13 protein-coding genes are annotated in these 15696 nt (G+C 71.9%); 8 read left to right on the top strand and 5 right to left on the bottom strand.

The window, feature by feature from the left end; all coding sequences use genetic code 11:
* Positions 1-92 precede the first annotated feature (92 nt).
* Together ACZOOI_RS05400 and ACZOOI_RS05395 are read right to left on the bottom strand one after the other, a co-directional pair.
* A complete protein-coding gene (locus ACZOOI_RS05400; RefSeq protein ID WP_465279671.1) occupies positions 93-677 on the bottom strand; it encodes a sigma-70 family RNA polymerase sigma factor in 585 nt (194 codons plus the stop codon).
* A 285-nt stretch (positions 678-962) separates the two neighbouring features.
* Positions 963-1523, bottom strand: coding sequence for a DUF3558 family protein (locus ACZOOI_RS05395; RefSeq protein WP_465279670.1), 561 nt, complete (start codon positions 1521-1523; stop codon positions 963-965).
* 549 nt (positions 1524-2072) lie between these two features.
* On the opposite strand from ACZOOI_RS05395, the gene ACZOOI_RS05390 reads away from it, so the two are divergent.
* Positions 2073-5447: a pyruvate carboxylase gene (locus tag ACZOOI_RS05390; RefSeq protein ID WP_465279669.1), complete on the top strand. Its 3375-nt coding sequence runs from the start codon at positions 2073-2075 to the stop codon at positions 5445-5447.
* Positions 5448-5812: 365 nt separating this feature from the next.
* Entirely contained in the window at positions 5813-6700 is an 888-nt protein-coding gene (locus ACZOOI_RS05385) for an RNA polymerase sigma factor SigF (protein ID WP_355542514.1), read from the top strand.
* A 159-nt stretch (positions 6701-6859) separates the two neighbouring features.
* Here ACZOOI_RS05385 and ACZOOI_RS05380 read toward each other — a convergent pair whose 3' ends face one another.
* Together ACZOOI_RS05380 and ACZOOI_RS05375 are read right to left on the bottom strand one after the other, a co-directional pair.
* Positions 6860-7651, bottom strand: coding sequence for a PIG-L deacetylase family protein (locus ACZOOI_RS05380; protein WP_465279668.1), 792 nt, complete (start codon positions 7649-7651; stop codon positions 6860-6862).
* Positions 7652-7781: 130 nt separating this feature from the next.
* Positions 7782-9221, bottom strand: coding sequence for an MFS transporter (locus ACZOOI_RS05375; protein WP_465281118.1), 1440 nt, complete (start codon positions 9219-9221; stop codon positions 7782-7784).
* Positions 9222-9452: 231 nt separating this feature from the next.
* Between ACZOOI_RS05375 and ACZOOI_RS05370 the strand changes: the two genes are divergently transcribed.
* Positions 9453-9917 (top strand): MarR family winged helix-turn-helix transcriptional regulator, encoded by a 465-nt coding sequence (locus ACZOOI_RS05370; protein WP_465281117.1) that lies wholly within the window; start codon positions 9453-9455, stop codon positions 9915-9917.
* Between the two features lie 319 nt (positions 9918-10236).
* Here the strand turns inward: ACZOOI_RS05370 and ACZOOI_RS05365 are convergent, their stop codons facing one another.
* Positions 10237-11109: a hypothetical protein gene (locus ACZOOI_RS05365; protein ID WP_465279667.1), complete on the bottom strand. Its 873-nt coding sequence runs from the start codon at positions 11107-11109 to the stop codon at positions 10237-10239.
* 152 nt (positions 11110-11261) lie between these two features.
* Here ACZOOI_RS05365 and ACZOOI_RS05360 point away from each other — a divergent pair, with 152 nt between their 5' ends.
* From ACZOOI_RS05360 to ACZOOI_RS05340, 5 genes are all read left to right on the top strand, one after another.
* On the top strand, positions 11262-12275 hold the full coding sequence (locus ACZOOI_RS05360; protein ID WP_465279666.1) for a WD40 repeat domain-containing protein: 1014 nt from the start codon (positions 11262-11264) through the stop codon (positions 12273-12275).
* Positions 12276-12390: 115 nt separating this feature from the next.
* Positions 12391-13257 (top strand): ABC transporter ATP-binding protein, encoded by an 867-nt coding sequence (locus ACZOOI_RS05355; protein WP_465279665.1) that lies wholly within the window; start codon positions 12391-12393, stop codon positions 13255-13257.
* An 85-nt stretch (positions 13258-13342) separates the two neighbouring features.
* Complete coding sequence (locus tag ACZOOI_RS05350) at positions 13343-13900, top strand: DoxX family protein (protein ID WP_391584879.1); 558 nt, start codon at positions 13343-13345, stop codon at positions 13898-13900.
* A 218-nt stretch (positions 13901-14118) separates the two neighbouring features.
* Positions 14119-14796, top strand: a complete 678-nt coding sequence (locus tag ACZOOI_RS05345; RefSeq protein WP_465279664.1) for a uracil-DNA glycosylase — start codon at positions 14119-14121, stop codon at positions 14794-14796.
* 225 nt (positions 14797-15021) lie between these two features.
* Complete coding sequence (locus tag ACZOOI_RS05340; protein ID WP_465279663.1) at positions 15022-15675, top strand: hemerythrin domain-containing protein; 654 nt, start codon at positions 15022-15024, stop codon at positions 15673-15675.
* Positions 15676-15696: the final 21 nt, after the last annotated feature.

Raw genomic sequence — 15696 nt, 5'->3', positions numbered from 1 at the left:
CCGGCCACTACGCCGCCGCGCCCCGGCCGACACCCACACGGCGCCGGGCGCGGCGGCGGACCGGGCGCCGTTCTCGGACCCGCCGGACCGGCCTAAGCCGCGGCGACGAACCCGCGCTCGTGCGCGTAGTCCGCCAGTGCCTCGCGCAGCCGCCGCCGGCCCCGATGCAGCCGCGACATCACCGTGCCGAGCGGCACGTCCATGAACGCGGCGATGTCCTTGTACGGATAGCCCTCCACGTCCGCCAGGTACACCGCGATCCGGAACTCCTCGGGCAGCGCGCGCAACGCGGCCACCACCTGCGAGTCCGGCAGGTGATCCAGCGCCTCGGTCTCCGCCGACCGCAGCCCGGTCGACTCGTGCGACCCGGCCCGGTACAGCTGCCAGTCCTCGATCTCCTGCACCCCCGAGGCCACCGGCTGCCGCTGTTTCCTGCGGTAGGAGGTGATGAAGGTGTTGGTGAGGATCCGGTACAGCCAGGCCTTCAGATTCGTTCCGTCCCGGAACTGGTGGAAGGACGCGTACGCCTTCGTGAACGTCTCCTGGACCAGATCCTCCGCGTCCGAGGCGTTGCGGGTCATCCGCAGCGCGGCGGGGTAGAGCGGGTCCAGGAACGGCACGGCGTCGCGCTCGAAACGGTCTTGCCGCAGCCCCGGGGTGGTCAGGAGATCACTCAAGTCGTCGCTCCCGTTGCGCAAGGTACGGACCCGCCGGCGCCTGTCCGTCCCCACCGCGCCGGGGGTGTGTAACTCCCCCCCTGCCCATCATGTGCCCGCCGACGCGGGAAACAGCCGGGCCATTGGTCCTTCGTTGTCGGGAATGCCGATTGCGTGCCCACTTCGCACCGCCGGCCGCCCGATTCGGGCGACGGCGGTGACCGTGCGTCAAGTCCCGTTCACCCTACGGGGATCGCCGGTGTTCCCGGAGCCGGCCCGGCGTCCTATCCTCGGGCCATGTCCGGGTCACAGCTTCGCCACCGCCAGCCGGGCCAATGCGACGAGCTGGTCCTTGCTCGGCGGCGGATCGCCGCCGCCCGCGTTGAGCGAGAACACCGCCGTCTCCTCGCCTCGACGGGCCGCCACCACCAGGACACCCCCGATCGTGTCGGGCTGGACGTACACCGCGGCGTCGCCCACGCCCGGGACCTTCTCGGTACGGGTGTCGCCCAGGGTGCCCAGATAGGCCTCCAGTGCCTTGTCCACGCCGCCCGACGTCTTCGACCGGGTCGCGATCGTGCTGATCACCGGGGCTCCGTCGGCCGCCGCGTAATCACAGCCCAGCGGATTCTGCGCGGCCCGCAGCCCGGGCATCGCCAGCGCCTGCGAAACCTGGTCGGCGGTGAGCACCGCGCACGCGTCGACCGCGCGCAGATCGCCGCCCGCCCCGCCTCCGGCGCCGCTCGCGGTCGCGCTCGGGCCCTTGCCGCCGTCCGCCTTCGTACTCCCGCCGTCTCCGTCGTCGCATCCGGCCAGCGGCAGCACGACGGCCGCGACCGCGACCACCACGCCCATCCGAACCCTCACGGTCGCCCCCATTTCCCGGTTCCGCTCCGAGGCGTTCCCCGGCTCCCGGCATGATCCGACATTTCCCGGCCCGCGGTAGCGGCCCTGCCCAGATCGTCGCGGCTCGCGATCCGCTCGACAATGCCGCCGCGTCTCGCGATGCGGGCTGCGATCAAGCTCACACCACCCCCGGTGAACCCGGAATTCGCAGGTGAGACCCCCATTCGCAGTCGCCCCGATGTGCCCGGCATGTGGACCGGGCCTGCGGGGCACCTGCACACGTGTCCTAAAGTCACGCAGGTTCGACCCCGATGCCGCCGCCCCACCACAGGCACGGCACCCTGTCGTCCCCCAGTGCTGTGGTCGGGGAGGTTCACCGGCTCTCGGCGCCCGGCACGGCCCCTCGCCGCACCGCCGAAACGTCCAAGTACTCCAGTACGAGAACGTTCCGGCGGCACACCGAGGAACCGCACCGGACACCGAGAACCGGCAAACCTCCCCGAACACAACACTGGCACCCGTCCGATTTCCCCCGCACCCGGACACCCCGGGCAAGGAGGTACGTAGCTCGTGATCCGTAAGCTGTTGGTGGCCAACCGAGGCGAAATCGCCGTGCGCGCCCTGCGCGCCGCCACCGAGCTCGACATCACCACGGTCGCCGTCTACGCGTACGAGGACCGGCACTCCCTGCATCGCCAAAAAGCGGACGAGAGCTACGAGATCGGCGAGCGGGGCCATCCGCTGCGCGCTTACCTCGACGTGGACACGATCGTCGGCGCGGCGATCGCGTGTGGTGCCGACGCGATCTACCCCGGCTACGGCTTCCTGTCCGAGAACCCGCTGCTCGCCGAGGCGTGCGAGGCGAACGGGATCACCTTCGTCGGCCCCTCGGCCGACGTGCTCTCGCTCGCGGGCAACAAGGTGCGTGCGCTGGAGGCCGCGAAGGGCGCCGGGTTGCCCACTCTGCAGACCGCGCCGCCGCAGGACGACGTGGACGCACTGGTGGCCGCCGCGGACGCGATCGGCTTCCCGATCTTCGTCAAGGCCGCCGCCGGCGGCGGCGGTCGTGGGTTGCGCAAGGTGGACCGGCGCGAGGACCTGCGCTCCTCGATCGAGACCGCTATGCGCGAGGCGCAGACCGCCTTCGGCGACCCGACGGTCTTCCTGGAGGAGGCGGTGATCCGCCCGCGCCACATCGAGGTGCAGATCCTCGCCGGCGCCGACGGCGGCGTGGTGCACCTGTACGAGCGGGACTGCTCGATGCAGCGGCGGCACCAGAAGGTCGTCGAGATCGCCCCCGCGCCCAACCTGGACCCCGAGCTGCGGGACCGGATCTGCGCCGACGCGGTGCGCTTCGCCGAGGCGGTGGGCTACCGCAACGCGGGCACCGTGGAGTTCCTGCTCGACGAGCGTGGCAGGTACGTGTTCATCGAGATGAACCCGCGCATCCAGGTCGAGCACACGGTCACCGAGGAGATCACCGGCGTCGACCTGGTCCAGGCCCAACTGCGGGTCGCCGCCGGCGCGAACCTGGCCGACCTGGGCCTGGTGCAGAGCGAGATCCGGATCCAGGGCGCGGCCCTGCAGTGCCGGATCACCACCGAGGACCCCGCGGCCGACTTCCGCCCGGACACCGGCACGGTGTCCGCCTACCGCTCGCCGGGCGGCGCGGGCGTGCGCCTGGACGGCGGCACCTACACCGGCGCGGAGGTGCTGCCCTACTTCGACTCGATGCTGGTCAAGCTGACCTGCCGGGGCCGGACCTTCGCCGACGCGGTCAGCCGGGCCCGGCGCGCGGTGGCCGAGTTCCGCATCCGCGGCGTCGCGACCAACATCCCCTTCCTCCAGGCCGTGCTCGACGACCCGGCCTTCCGCGAGGGCCGGATCACCACGTCGTTCATCGACGAGCACCCCGAACTGGTGCGCTCGCGCCCCGGCGCCGACCGCGGCACGCGCCTGCTCGCCTACCTGGCCGACGTCACGGTCAACCGTCCGTACGGCCCGACCCCGAGCATCGCCGTCCCGCGCACCAAGCTGCCCGAACTGCCCACCGGCGACCTGCCCGCGGGCAGCCGGGACCGGCTGCTCGAACTGGGCGCGACCGGCTTCGCCCGGGCGCTGCGCGAGCAGAGCGCGCTGGCGATCACCGACACCACGTTCCGCGACGCGCACCAGTCGCTGCTCGCGACCCGGGTACGCACGTACGACCTCGCCGCCGCGGCGCCCTACGTGGCCCGGATGACGCCCGAACTGCTCAGCGTCGAGGCGTGGGGCGGCGCGACCTACGACGTCGCGCTGCGCTTCCTCAAGGAGGACCCGTGGCACCGCCTGGCGGCGCTGCGCGAGGGCATGCCCAACGTCAACATCCAGATGTTGCTGCGCGGTCGCAACACGGTCGGGTACACGCCGTACCCGGACAAGGTGTGCGTGAAGTTCGTCGAGGAGGCCGCCCGCACCGGCATCGACGTGTTCCGGATCTTCGACGCGCTCAACGACATCGAGGCGATGCGTCCGGCGATCGAGGCCACCCTGGGCACGCACGCGATCGCCGAGGGCACGCTGTGCTACACCGGCGATCTGTCCAACCCGGCCGAGAAGTTGTACACGCTGGACTACTACCTGCGGCTCGCCGAGCAGCTGGTCGAGGCCGGCGTGCACGTGTTGTGCGTCAAGGACATGGCCGGGCTGCTCCGGGCGCCCGCCGCCCGCACGCTGGTCGGCGCGCTGCGCGAGCGCTTCGACCTCCCGGTGCACCTGCACACCCACGACACCGCGGGTGGCCAGCTGGCCACCTACCTCGCCGCCGTCGAGGCGGGCGTGGACGCGATCGACGGCGCCTCGGCCGCGCTGGCGGGCACCACGAGCCAGCCGCCGCTGTCCGCGATCGTGGCCGCGACCGACTACACCGAGCGTGCCACCGGCCTGTCCCTGGACGCGCTGTGCGCCCTGGAGCCCTACTGGGCGGCGGTGCGCGAGGCGTACGCGCCGTTCGAGTCCGGCCTGCCCGCGCCCACCGGCCGGGTCTACCGGCACGAGATCCCCGGCGGCCAGCTGTCCAACCTGCGCCAGCAGGCGATCGCGCTGGGCCTGGGCCACAAGTTCGAGGACATCGAGGACGCCTACGCGGCCTCGAACCGCATCCTGGGCAACATCGTCAAGGTCACCCCGTCCAGCAAGGTGGTCGGCGACCTGGCCCTGCACCTGAGCGCGGTGGGCGCCGACCCGGCCAAGTTCGAGGCCGACCCGGGCGCGTTCGACGTGCCGGACTCGGTGATCGGCTTCCTCCAGGGCGAGCTGGGCACCCCGCCCGGCGGCTGGCCCGAGCCGTTCCGCACCCGGGCGCTCGCGGGTCGCACCGCGAGCTCGACCCGCACCGTGGAACTGACCGCGGAGCAGGATGCCGCGCTGGACGGCGACGAACTGCGCGAAACGCTCAATCGGCTGCTGTTCCCCGGTCCGGCCAAGGACTACGACGAGGCCGAGCGGCTGTACGGCGACGTCTCCGTGGTGCCGACCGTGCCGTTCCTGTACGGCCTGGTCCAGGGCGAGGAACTGGCCATCAAATTGTCCACGGGGGTGTCGCTCTACCTCGCGGTCGAGGCGGTCGGCGACGCGGACGAGCGCGGCTTCCGCACCGTGTACTGCCGGATGAACGGCCAGCCGCGGGTGCTCTCGGTGCGCGACCGCTCGGTCAAGCCGGCCCGTCCGGAGAGCGAGCGGGCCAACCCGGACAACCCGAAGCACGTGGCCGCGCCGTTCAGCGGGGTGGTCACCCTCCAGGTGGCCGTGGGCGACGAGGTCGAGGCCGGCGGCACGGTGGCGACCATCGAGGCGATGAAGATGGAGGCGTCGATCACGGCGCAGAGCGCGGGCACCGTGGCCCGGCTGGCGATCGGCCCGGTGTCCTCGGTCGAGGCCGGCGACCTGCTGCTCGAACTGGGCTGACCGGGCCGATCCGGGGCGCCCGGGATCGAAGTCGATCGAATCCGGCGCCAACTCGATCGTTTTCTCGATCGGCCTGCACCGCACGAACCACCACCCGAGCATTCGGGTGGTGGTTCGTGGCACTTTCCGGACACGTTTGGCAGACGTTTGATTACCCGATGCCTGCTTTCGTTGCGCCGTATGGGCTGCTTTCGTTCGTTTTTTCCGTTTCGTCGGTCCGTCGTTTCCCGAGGTGGGACCGCATGTCGCGATCCTGACGTCAGGACGTACCCCCGGAGGGCTCTTGATCTTCCTGTGCTCCAGGTCACAGACTCGATGTCGCTCGGGGTTATCGGTGTCCATCCATCCGGATTGGGAGACCCTGCATGGCCGTGCGCCTGAGCACCCTCGACACGACCGCGGAACCCCGCGCCGCCGCACCCCCGCCGCCGCCGACCGTCGATCTCGACGACCTGCTGGCGCACCCGCATCTGGTCACCCGGCTGCCCACGCCGATGGCCCGGGCGGCGGGCGATCTGATGCTCGCCCGGCTCGCCACGCTGGAACCGGGCACCGTGGACCACTCGTACCTGCGCGGGCTGCTGGTCGAGTTGAACCTGCCGATGGTCCGGCACGCCGCCGGGCGCTACCGGCGCCGCGGTGAACCGGTCGAGGACATCGTCCAGGTCGGCACGATCGGCCTGATCAAGGCGATCGACCGCTACGAGGCCGATCGCGGCAGCAGCTTCATGGCGTACGCCATGCCGACCATCATCGGCGAGATCAAGCGCTTCTTCCGGGACACCTCGTGGTCCGTGCGGGTGCCCCGCCGGCTGCGCGAACTGCGCACCGAACTGCTGCGCGCCACCGACGAACTCACCGCGCTGCACGGACGCACGCCCACGCCGCGCGAGTTGGCCGAGCGGCTGTGCATCACCGAGGAGGAGGTGCTCGAAGGTCTGGACGCCTGCACGGTGTACACCGCGACCTCGCTGGACGAGACCGCCTACGGCGACGCGGACGGCCAGGAGACGGTCGGTGACCGGCTCGGCTCCGAGGACCACGCGCTCGACCTGGTCGAGTACCGCGAGGCGCTGCGCCCGCTGCTGGCCGAACTGCCGCAGCGCGAGCGCGCCATCCTGGTCATGCGGTTCTACGGAAATCTGACCCAGGCGCAGATCGGTGAGCGGATCGGCATCTCGCAGATGCACGTGTCCCGCCTTCTCGCCCGCACTCTGGCGTCGCTGCGCGAGCGGCTGATGATCCCGGGCTGACCACCCGCGCACGCCGTCGATGCGACCGCGCGCGTTCCCCATCTCCCGAGCAGCGCGACGGTCGCCGAGCATCGATCGCCGGCCGGTCGAAGCCGCCGGGCTCACGCCCGCATCGGGAAGGGGAACGCGCATCCGCGTTCGGCGCGAGGCCCCGTCGGGTCAGCGGAACAGCACCTCGAAGGGGCGCCGGAAGTACGCGAGCTTTTCCGGCGGGAGCGGCACCCGGTCGTCCCGGCCCGGCACCAGCGGCGCGATCTGGGAGGCCAGGCACGACAGCGCCCGCTCCTTGCGGGCCTGTTGCACCTCGGTCAGGTCGACCCGCAGCGCCCGGCTCCACGGCACCCGACTGTCGTCCGGCCGGGCCCACTGCCACATGCGCAACGGGAACTCCAGCAGGCCCACACCGGTCTCCCGGCACGCCACGTCGGCCGCGCGGCCGGTGCTCTCGTGATCGGCGAAGCCGTCCTCCCGCCAATTGCTCACACACAGCGTGAAGCCCGAGACGAGCGGGATCAGCCGGTCCACCACGTCCCGTTCGTGGGTGCTCACCGTGCGGTCCGGGATGCGCAGCCGGATCACCTCGACCGGGGCCACTCCACCGGGATTGCCGACGATCGTGGCGAACGCCCGGTCGGACTCGCGGACCCGCCGTGCGGCCAGCACCGAACCCGGTAACCGGCTGCCCGGGTGCGACGCGTCGCCGTCGGTGACGCTGACCACCCGCACCTGCGAGCCGGCGGCGACCGCGCGGGAGATGAGTCCGCCCACGCCCAGCAGCGCGTCCTCCGGGTGTGCCGCGACCACCACCAGACCGCCGGCCAGCCCCGGCCAGTCCTCCGGCAGCGCGACCGGCAACGCCTGGCGCTGCCACTCGGCCTCGGTGGTCCAGCTCGGCTCGGGGGCCGGGTCGGGTGCGGATGAACGCGATCCACGGAAGGTGGGAAGGCTCATGGTGTCTCCCTGTCGAAGGGTGGGCTAGGGGTGGCGATCTCCCAATCGTGGTCGGCGCCGGGGTAAGACTTACGAGCATCGGCTACCCGGGTGGGTTTTGGCCATGTGCGACACGGGAATTGATGCGCCGTCAGGTGGCCGTTCGGACCGCCGGGGAGTCCTTCTTACGATTCTGCGGCGGGATCTGCGCGGCTTCGACCGGTTTGCGTCCGGGGATGAACAGCGCGACCAGCAGACCCAGGACGGCCGCTCCGCAGCCCAACCACAGCGCGGTCACGAAGGCGTCGTGGGAGGGAAACTCCCGGCCGCCCGCGTGCATCGTCATGTTCGCGAGCACGACGCCGATCACCGCGCTGGAGGTCGAGGTGCCGATCGAGCGCATCAGCGTGTTCAGACCGGTCGCCGAACCGGTCTCGCCGATCGGCACGGCCTGCATGATCAGCGACGGCATCGCGGCGTACGCCAACGCGACGCCGACCGCCGAGAGAACCGCCATCGCGACGATCTTCCAGACCGCGTCGAGCATGAACACCGAGAGCGCGTAGCCGATCGCGATCACCAGGGTGCCCACCAGCAGCGAGACCTTCGGGCCGCGGGCCGCGGACAGGCGTGCGGACAGCGGCGAGACCAGCATCATCACGATGCCGGACGGCGCCATGCACAGGCCCGCGACGACCATGCTCCTGCCCAGCCCGTAGCCGGTGTTCTCCGGGTTCATCAGCACCTGTGGGAACACCAGCGACTGGGCGAACATCGCGAAGCCGACCACCACCGAGGCGAGGTTGGTGAACAACACCTGCGGCTTCACCGAGATGCGCAGGTCCACGAGTGGTTGTGCGGTGCGCAGTTCGAGCCACCCCCAGCCGGCCAGGACGACCGCCGCGACGGCGAGCAGGACCAGGGTGACCGTGCTGCCCCAGCCCCAGTCCGCGCCCTTGGTGATCACGAGCAGGAGGGCGACCAACCCGACGGACAGCCCGCCCGCACCGGCGAAGTCGAAGCGGCCGGGCAGGCGGACCGGCGACTCGGGCACCAGGAGCAGGACGAGCACGACGTCGAGCGCGCCGATCGCGCCCGCGGCCCAGAACATCATGTGCCAGTCGGCGTTCTGCGCGATCAGCGCGGCCACCGGCAGCCCGATCGCGCCGCCGATGCCCAGCGTCGCGCTCATCAGCGCGATCGAGGAACCCAGCTTCGCGGGCGGGAGTTCGTCCCGCATGATGCTGATGCCCAGCGGGATCACGCCGAACGACGCGCCTTGGAGGAAACGGCCGAGCACCATCGGGAGCAGCGTCTCGGAGAGCGCGCACAACACCGAGCCCGCGACCATCAGGCCGAGGCTGACGAGCAGGATCCGGCGTTTGCCGAACATGTCGCCGAGCCGGCCCATCACGGGAGTGCAGACCGCGCCGGAGAGCAGGGTGGCGGTGACCACCCAGGAGGCGTTGGCGGGCGAGGTGTCGAGCAGTTCGGGCAGGTTGGGCAGCAGCGGGACGACCAGGGTCTGCATGAGCGCCACGACCACGCCGCAGAACGCCAGTACCGCCACCACCGAACCGGCCCGGTCCACCGGCTCGGGCGGGTGAGCGGGAGCGTCCGCCGGGCTCGGCTCGGGTATGGCGCTCGGACCGGTCACGGACTGCCTCCAGAGGATCGCCGGGTGTTTGCTGCGGTCAACCAATGTGCACGATACACATGGTGTGTATCGTGCACATTGCCTGGGCATGGCGCCAGGTTTCCGGGCAGGCGCATTGGTGTGAAGGCGGGAGCGGACGTGTTGGAAGGCATCGAGCGAGAGTTGATGTTGATCGCTCGGCACCACGTCATGGGCAAGCGGCACGGTGACGGCATGGAGCGGTCGGCCTACCTGCTGCTGACCCGGCTCGAGGTCGAGGGGCCGATGTCGATCGGGCAACTCGCGGAAGCGTTTCGGCTCGACACCTCGACCGTGAACCGCCAAGTGGCCGCGCTGCTGCGGGCCGGCGACGCGGAACGGATCGCGGACCCGGACGGCGGCCTCGCCCGCAAGCTGCGGATCACCGCGGGCGGCGCGGAACGGCTCGCGGGGGAGCGCGCGACCCACTGCCACGGCCTGGAACGCGTCCTGGCGTCCTGGGACGAGGGCGAACGACGCGAACTGTTCGAAGTATTGACGCGGTTCAACCGATCGGTCGAGGGCGTCGAGGGCCGCGAATGGCCCCGGAACGAACTGGGCGTCGAGCACACGGGCGGCGTTGTGCACTCGGGCGGCGTTGCGCGCGGGTGAATGTGGGCCGGCGGGAGCGCTCGGGCGGCGTTGCGCGGGTGGGCGTGGGCTGGGTGGCGTTGCGTGTGGGTGGCGCGGGCCGAGTGGTGCGTACGAGCGGCGTGGTGGGCGGGTCGGCGCGGTTGGCTTACCTGGGGCGTTGCGTGGGGGTGACCAGGGCTGTCGGCGGGCGTTGGTGCCGGGTGCCGGGTGCCGGGTGCCGGGTGCCGGGGCGGTGGGTGCCGGGTGCAGGGGCGGTGGGTGCCGGGTGCAGGGGCGGTGGGTGGGGCAGCGTGTTGCCGGGCCGGGCGGGTTGTCGGGGCGGTGAGGTGACGAAGAGTCAGGCGCCGTTGGTCGGGCCGGGTTCCGGCTCGGGATCGGCTGTCGGATCGGGTTCGGCCTTCGTTGCGGAAGCGGGCGCCGACGCCGGAGTGGCGGCGGGGGTGGTCTCGGGCTCGGCCGCCTGCTGCGCCCCGGACTTCGGTTCGGCTCCGGACTCGGCTCCCGGTTCGGGAGCGGACTTCGGCTCGGGGTCGGCGTCAGCCTGCGGCTTGGGGGCGGAGGCGGGCACCGGCTCCGATACGGGCTCGGTCACGGGCGCGGGGTGGGGCTGCGGCTTCCGGGCGGCCTTCGAGCGGGGCTCGGGCGCGGGATCGACTTCCGGCTTCGGTTCCGACTCCGGCTCCGGCTCCGGCTTCGAAGTGGCCGCCCGCAGTGCGTGGTTCGCTGCGGCTGCACCGGCTGCACCGGCTGCACCGGCTGCACCGGCCGCACCGGCCGCACCGGCTGCACCGGTGGGTTCGGGCGGCGTGGCCGCCGTGTTCGCGACGGTCGTCGGCTCGGCGGCCGGCTCGGTCGGCTTCGATGCGGCCGGCTCCGTTCCGGTGCGGCCTGACGCGGTCGGTGTCGCGGCGGGGGTGTCCGCGGAGCGGCCTGCCGTCGGTGTGTTCGCCGATTTCGGTGCCGGCGCGGGCAGTTGGGCCGAGTTGCCGCCCGGAACGGGCGTCGGCGCCGCGGCCGGTGTCCCGGTGACGTCGGCGACGTCCTCGTCGTACTCCCCGTCCGGGTCGTCCGCGAACCGCCGCCGGCCCGCGAGTGCGAGCAGGGCGCCGGCGGCGACCAGGATCAGGCCCGCGACGAGGATCGTGGGTTCGTTCCCGCTCGCGCCTGCGATGTCCGCCACGGTCGGCGCCGTACCTTCGAGCGTGCTCAACGGTGTGATCCGATCCATCGGCGAACAAGTGCGATCGTCTTACTAGCAGACTCGTCGAACCCAGGGAAACCGGCCTCGACCTGAGAGTTTTCCTGGTCGAAACACGAAGGCGCAAGGATCGCCCCGCGAACAAGGGGGCCGCGATGACTGTCATGGCGACACGTACGGGGCTGGGCTGGGAGCACGTGATCGACGATGTACCGTCCGCCGTCGCCTGGTCGGGCGGATCGTGCGTGGTCGCGGGGGCCGCCGGCGGGGTTCGGCTGCTGGACGCGGCGACCGGGCGACTGCAGGCCCGGATCGTGTTGCCGGGCGGGGTGGACCGGGTCGGCTTCTCGCCCGACGGCACGGTGGTCGCCCTCGCGGGCCCCACCGGGTACGCGCTGTGGCGGATCACCGACGGCGCACTGCTGATGCGAACGCCGGGTCTGCCCGCGCGATTCGCGTGGTCCGCGGACAGCCGGTGCGCGGTGTTCTTCGGCGGCGCCGTGCGGGTCTACGCCGGCAACACCGGCACCGAGTCGTGGCGGGCCGTGGACGGACCGGTCCGCGTGGACGACGTGGTCTGGGTCGACTCGGTCGGCGGGCTCGCCGTCGCGCTCGGCGGCGAGGTGCACATGTACGGGCCGCGTGGGCGGACGAACGTGTGGACCTACCCGATCCCGGTGCGGGTGCTCGCCGGCGCGCCGGACGGCGCGTGGCTGTGCGCGGCGGGCGACATGCCGAGTGTGCACGTACGCGGCGTCGGCGGTACGCACGAGGACCTCGGCGCGGCCGGGACCGAGCCGGTGACCGGGCTCGCGCTCGACGCGGGCGGACGCCGGCTGGCGGCGGAGGACCGGGCCGGACTGACCGTGTGGGACCTCGCCGCGCGTGGCGGCCGGGTTCGCCCGCGCCCGCGCCGACTGCCCGCCCAACCGCAGGCGTGCGCGCCGAGTTGGCGGCCGGGCGGCGGCGGATTGATGGCCACGTCGGGCGGTGACGGCATGCTCGTGGTGTGGGACGTGCGCGCCGGCTCGGCCCGCCGGGCGCCGACCCCGTTGGCCCGACGGCACGTCGCGGCGCCGGTGACCGCGCTCGCCTGGCACGGGCGGGACGCCCTGCTGTTCGCGGACCGCACCGGGCGGGTCGGGACGCAGTGGTTCCGCGAGATCGGCACCCGCTGACCGGGCCGACGCCCTGCGGTCGACGCCCTCCGATCGAGGCCGGCGGTGCCGGTGACCCGATCGCTTAGGTTAGCCTCGCCTTACATATGCTGTGTACGGCCGGGAGGGTCCGCCCATGGAACTGCTCGTGGAAGATCTGCACGCCGGATATCCGGGGCATCGTGCCGTGTCGGGCGTGGACCTGTCCGTGGCCGCCGGCAGCGTGGTCGCGATCGTCGGCCCCAACGGTTGCGGCAAGTCCACGCTGCTCCGCTCGATCGCGCGCCTGCACAAACCGGATTCGGGTCGGGTCAGCGTCGGCGGCGACGACATCTGGCGACTGAAGCCCCGTCAGGCCGCGCATCGGGTGGGGCTGTTGCCGCAGAACCCGACCGCACCGGAGGCGGTCACCGTGGCCGGACTGGTCCGCTACGGCCGGCATCCGCACCAGGGGTTGTTCCGCCAGTGGTCGCGCGCGGACGAGCGGGTCTGCCGGGACGCGTTGACCGCGACCGGCGTGCTGGACCTGGCCGATCGACGGCTGGACCGGCTCTCCGGCGGGCAGCGGCAGCGCTGCTGGGTCGCGATGGTGATCGCGCAGGAGGCGCCGGTGATGTTGCTCGACGAGCCGACCTCGGCGCTGGACCTCGGCCACGCGGTCGAGGTGCTGGGCCTGGTCCGGCAGGTCGCCGCGGGCGGGCGCACCGTGGTGATGGTGCTGCACGACCTGGCGTCGGCGGCACGGTACGCGGATGTGCTGGTCGCGATGCGGGCGGGCGAGGTGATCGCGTCCGGGCCGCCGAAGGAGGTCGTGGACGCGGCCCTGGTGCGGGCGCTGTACGACGTGGATGCGGACATCCTCAGGGCGCCGGGGGACGACACCCCCGTCGTGGTGCCCAGAATGGTCGAGGCGGGCACCGCGGCGGAGGCCGGGGCCGGTGCCGCTGTGCGGGTGAGCGCCGACCGCGTCGACCACGCCGGGATCGGTGCGTCCGGAGCGTGAGGGCATCGTCGGCCGGCCGCCCGGTCCCCGCCGGCGTCGCTTGTTCGGGTAGGTTGCCCACAGAAATGTGACGATGCGTCAGTTGATGAGGTGGGCAATGTTCGGCAAGAAGAAGGCCGCGGTGGCGGCCGAAGGCCGCGATGTGGCGGCGCTCGTGCTGCGCGCGACGCTCGGTCCGATGCTCTTCGCGCACGGTTACAACAAGGTCGCCGGCCCCGGCGGCCTCGCCGGCACCACCGGCTGGTTCGAGTCGCTCGGCCTCAAGCCCGCCGAGGTGCATGCGCGCCTGGCGGCCGGCACCGAGATGGCGGCCGGTGTCGGCATCGCACTCGGCGTGGCCAACCCGCTGCCCGCGGCGGCGACGGTGGGCCTGATGAGCGTCGCGGCGGCGACCGACCACAAGGGCAAGGGCTTCTTCGTCTTCAAGGGCGGCTGGGAGTACACCGCCGTGGTCGGCGGTGCCGCGGTCGCGCTCGCCGCACTCGGCAACGGCAGGTATTCGGTGGACGCGCTGATCGGGCGCAAGAAGTCGGGCCTGCGCCCGGCGCTGTTCGCGGCCGGCGTGGGCGTCGCGAACGCCGCGCTGCTGATGAAGCTCTGCTACAAGCCCGACCCGAAGCCGGACGAGACGCTCGAGGCGTAGCCCCGGCGGGACGTTCGAGGCATAGCCGGCCGAGACCCTCGCGGCAAGCCTGCCGAGGTCCTCGGGGCGCAAGCCGGACGAGACGGTCGAGCCGGAATACTTCGGCCGCCTCGGTCCGCACCGATGCATGCGGTGCGGACCGAGGTGTCCGGGCGAGCCACTACGTTGGATCCCACGTTGATCCATGGGCGTTGCGCCCTCGTGTGGAGGTTCTTGCTGTGCAGACGTTGCCCGAGTCCTGGCAGCCCGTGCTCGCGGAGGAGTTGGCGAAGCCGTACTACGCCGAGCTGACCGCGTACGTGGACGCGGAACGCAAGGAACACCAGATCTTCCCGCCGGACGACGAGGTGTTCGCGGCCCTGGAGGCGACGCCGTACGACGACGTGCGGGTGTTCGTCGTCGGGCAGGACCCGTACCACGACGACAACCAGGCGCACGGCATGTGCTTCTCGGTGCGGCCCGGAGTCAAGATCCCGCCGTCGCTGCGCAACATCTACAAGGAGATGCACGCGGACATCGGTCTGCCCATCCCCGACAACGGCTACCTGATGCCGTGGGCGCGGCAGGGCGTGCTGCTGATGAACACGGTGCTCACGGTGCGTGCGCACGAGGCCGCGTCGCACAAGGGCCGCGGCTGGGAGAAGTTCACCGACGCGGTGATCAAGGCGGTGAGCGACCGGGACAAGCCGGTGGTGTTCGTGTTGTGGGGCGGCCACGCGAAGAAGAAGGCGGCGCTGATCGACACCGCCAAGCACACCATCGTGCAGGGCGCACACCCCTCGCCGCTGTCCGCGAAGCTCTTCCACGGCAGCAAGCCGTTCTCGCAGATAGATGCCGCGCTGGCGGCCATGGGGCACGAGCCGATCGACTGGACGATCCCCAACCTCAAGGACTAGCTCCTCGAGGGCCGGCGCCCCGGGGACCGGCACCGAACCCCCTCCGGGGCGGGCGCAAGAAAAACGACAACCGGCGTTCCGGTTCGGTATCGGCTCGGCCGGTATCGGACCGGAAATGGGCGCCGATCGGGAATGGCCGAAAATCTCCTTGCATTGGTACGGAGCACCTACGGCAAGCCCTTACGGTGTGAGGCTCCCTCTTTCCATGCCTCCGAGGCGGCCCCCGTGTCGACGATCACCGTTTCACCCGTATCCCCCACTCCCACCCCCACTCTCGATCTCACTCCCGGCTATGTCGCGCACCGAGGTCTGCGCGAGGAACTGGCCCGACTGACCGAGGTGACCCGACACCTCGACCCGGTCGACATCCTGCGCGTGCGCGCGGTCGAGGAGCATCTCGCGCTGGTGTTGCGCTTCTTGCGCGCGCATCACCGCGAGGAACACACCGTGCTGTATCCGTGGGTGCGCGCCGGTTCGCCGGGTGCCGCCCGCACTGTGACCGCGTTCCAGGTGGACCACTCGGCCCTGGAGGACGCGATGCGTCGCGCGGCCGACACGAGCGTGCCGCTGCGTGATCGCTCCCCCGCGATCGGGCGGCTGTACGACCAGGTGGCCCGGCACAGTCTGGCCGAGGAGCACCAGTTGTTCCCGCTGATGCGCCGGCACGTGCGCGGCACGCCCGACGGGCGGATGCCGACCCGCACCGTGCGGGTCTGGGGCCGTGACCTGCCCGCGCTCGTCGCCTTCCACCTGCACCACGCCACCGACGCCGAACGACGGCGGGTGTTGCGCTGGATCCCGCCCGGCACGGCCCTGCTGTGGCGGGCCGGGTGGCGGCGGGCCTACGAGCGGCGTCGGCGGGCCGCATACGGGAGTTGACCCGGGCTCGGCGCGCGGCCC

The organism is Embleya sp. L77, assembly GCF_055557415.1.
The sequence above is the reverse complement of the archived record's forward strand: the minus strand, read 5'-3'. Positions and strand labels throughout refer to the sequence as shown.

What these genes read in the sequence shown, in the direction of transcription:
- ACZOOI_RS05385 (WP_355542514.1), top strand. Translation starts at nt 5,813, where the DNA reads ATGGCCGTGCGCCTGAGCACCCTCGACACGACCGCGGAACCCCGCGCC.
- ACZOOI_RS05380 (WP_465279668.1), bottom strand. Translation starts at nt 7,651, where the DNA reads ATGAGCCTTCCCACCTTCCGTGGATCGCGTTCATCCGCACCCGACCCG.
- ACZOOI_RS05370 (WP_465281117.1), top strand. Translation starts at nt 9,453, where the DNA reads ATGTTGATCGCTCGGCACCACGTCATGGGCAAGCGGCACGGTGACGGC.
- ACZOOI_RS05360 (WP_465279666.1), top strand. Translation starts at nt 11,262, where the DNA reads ATGGCGACACGTACGGGGCTGGGCTGGGAGCACGTGATCGACGATGTA.
- ACZOOI_RS05355 (WP_465279665.1), top strand. Translation starts at nt 12,391, where the DNA reads ATGGAACTGCTCGTGGAAGATCTGCACGCCGGATATCCGGGGCATCGT.
- ACZOOI_RS05350 (WP_391584879.1), top strand. Translation starts at nt 13,343, where the DNA reads ATGAGGTGGGCAATGTTCGGCAAGAAGAAGGCCGCGGTGGCGGCCGAA.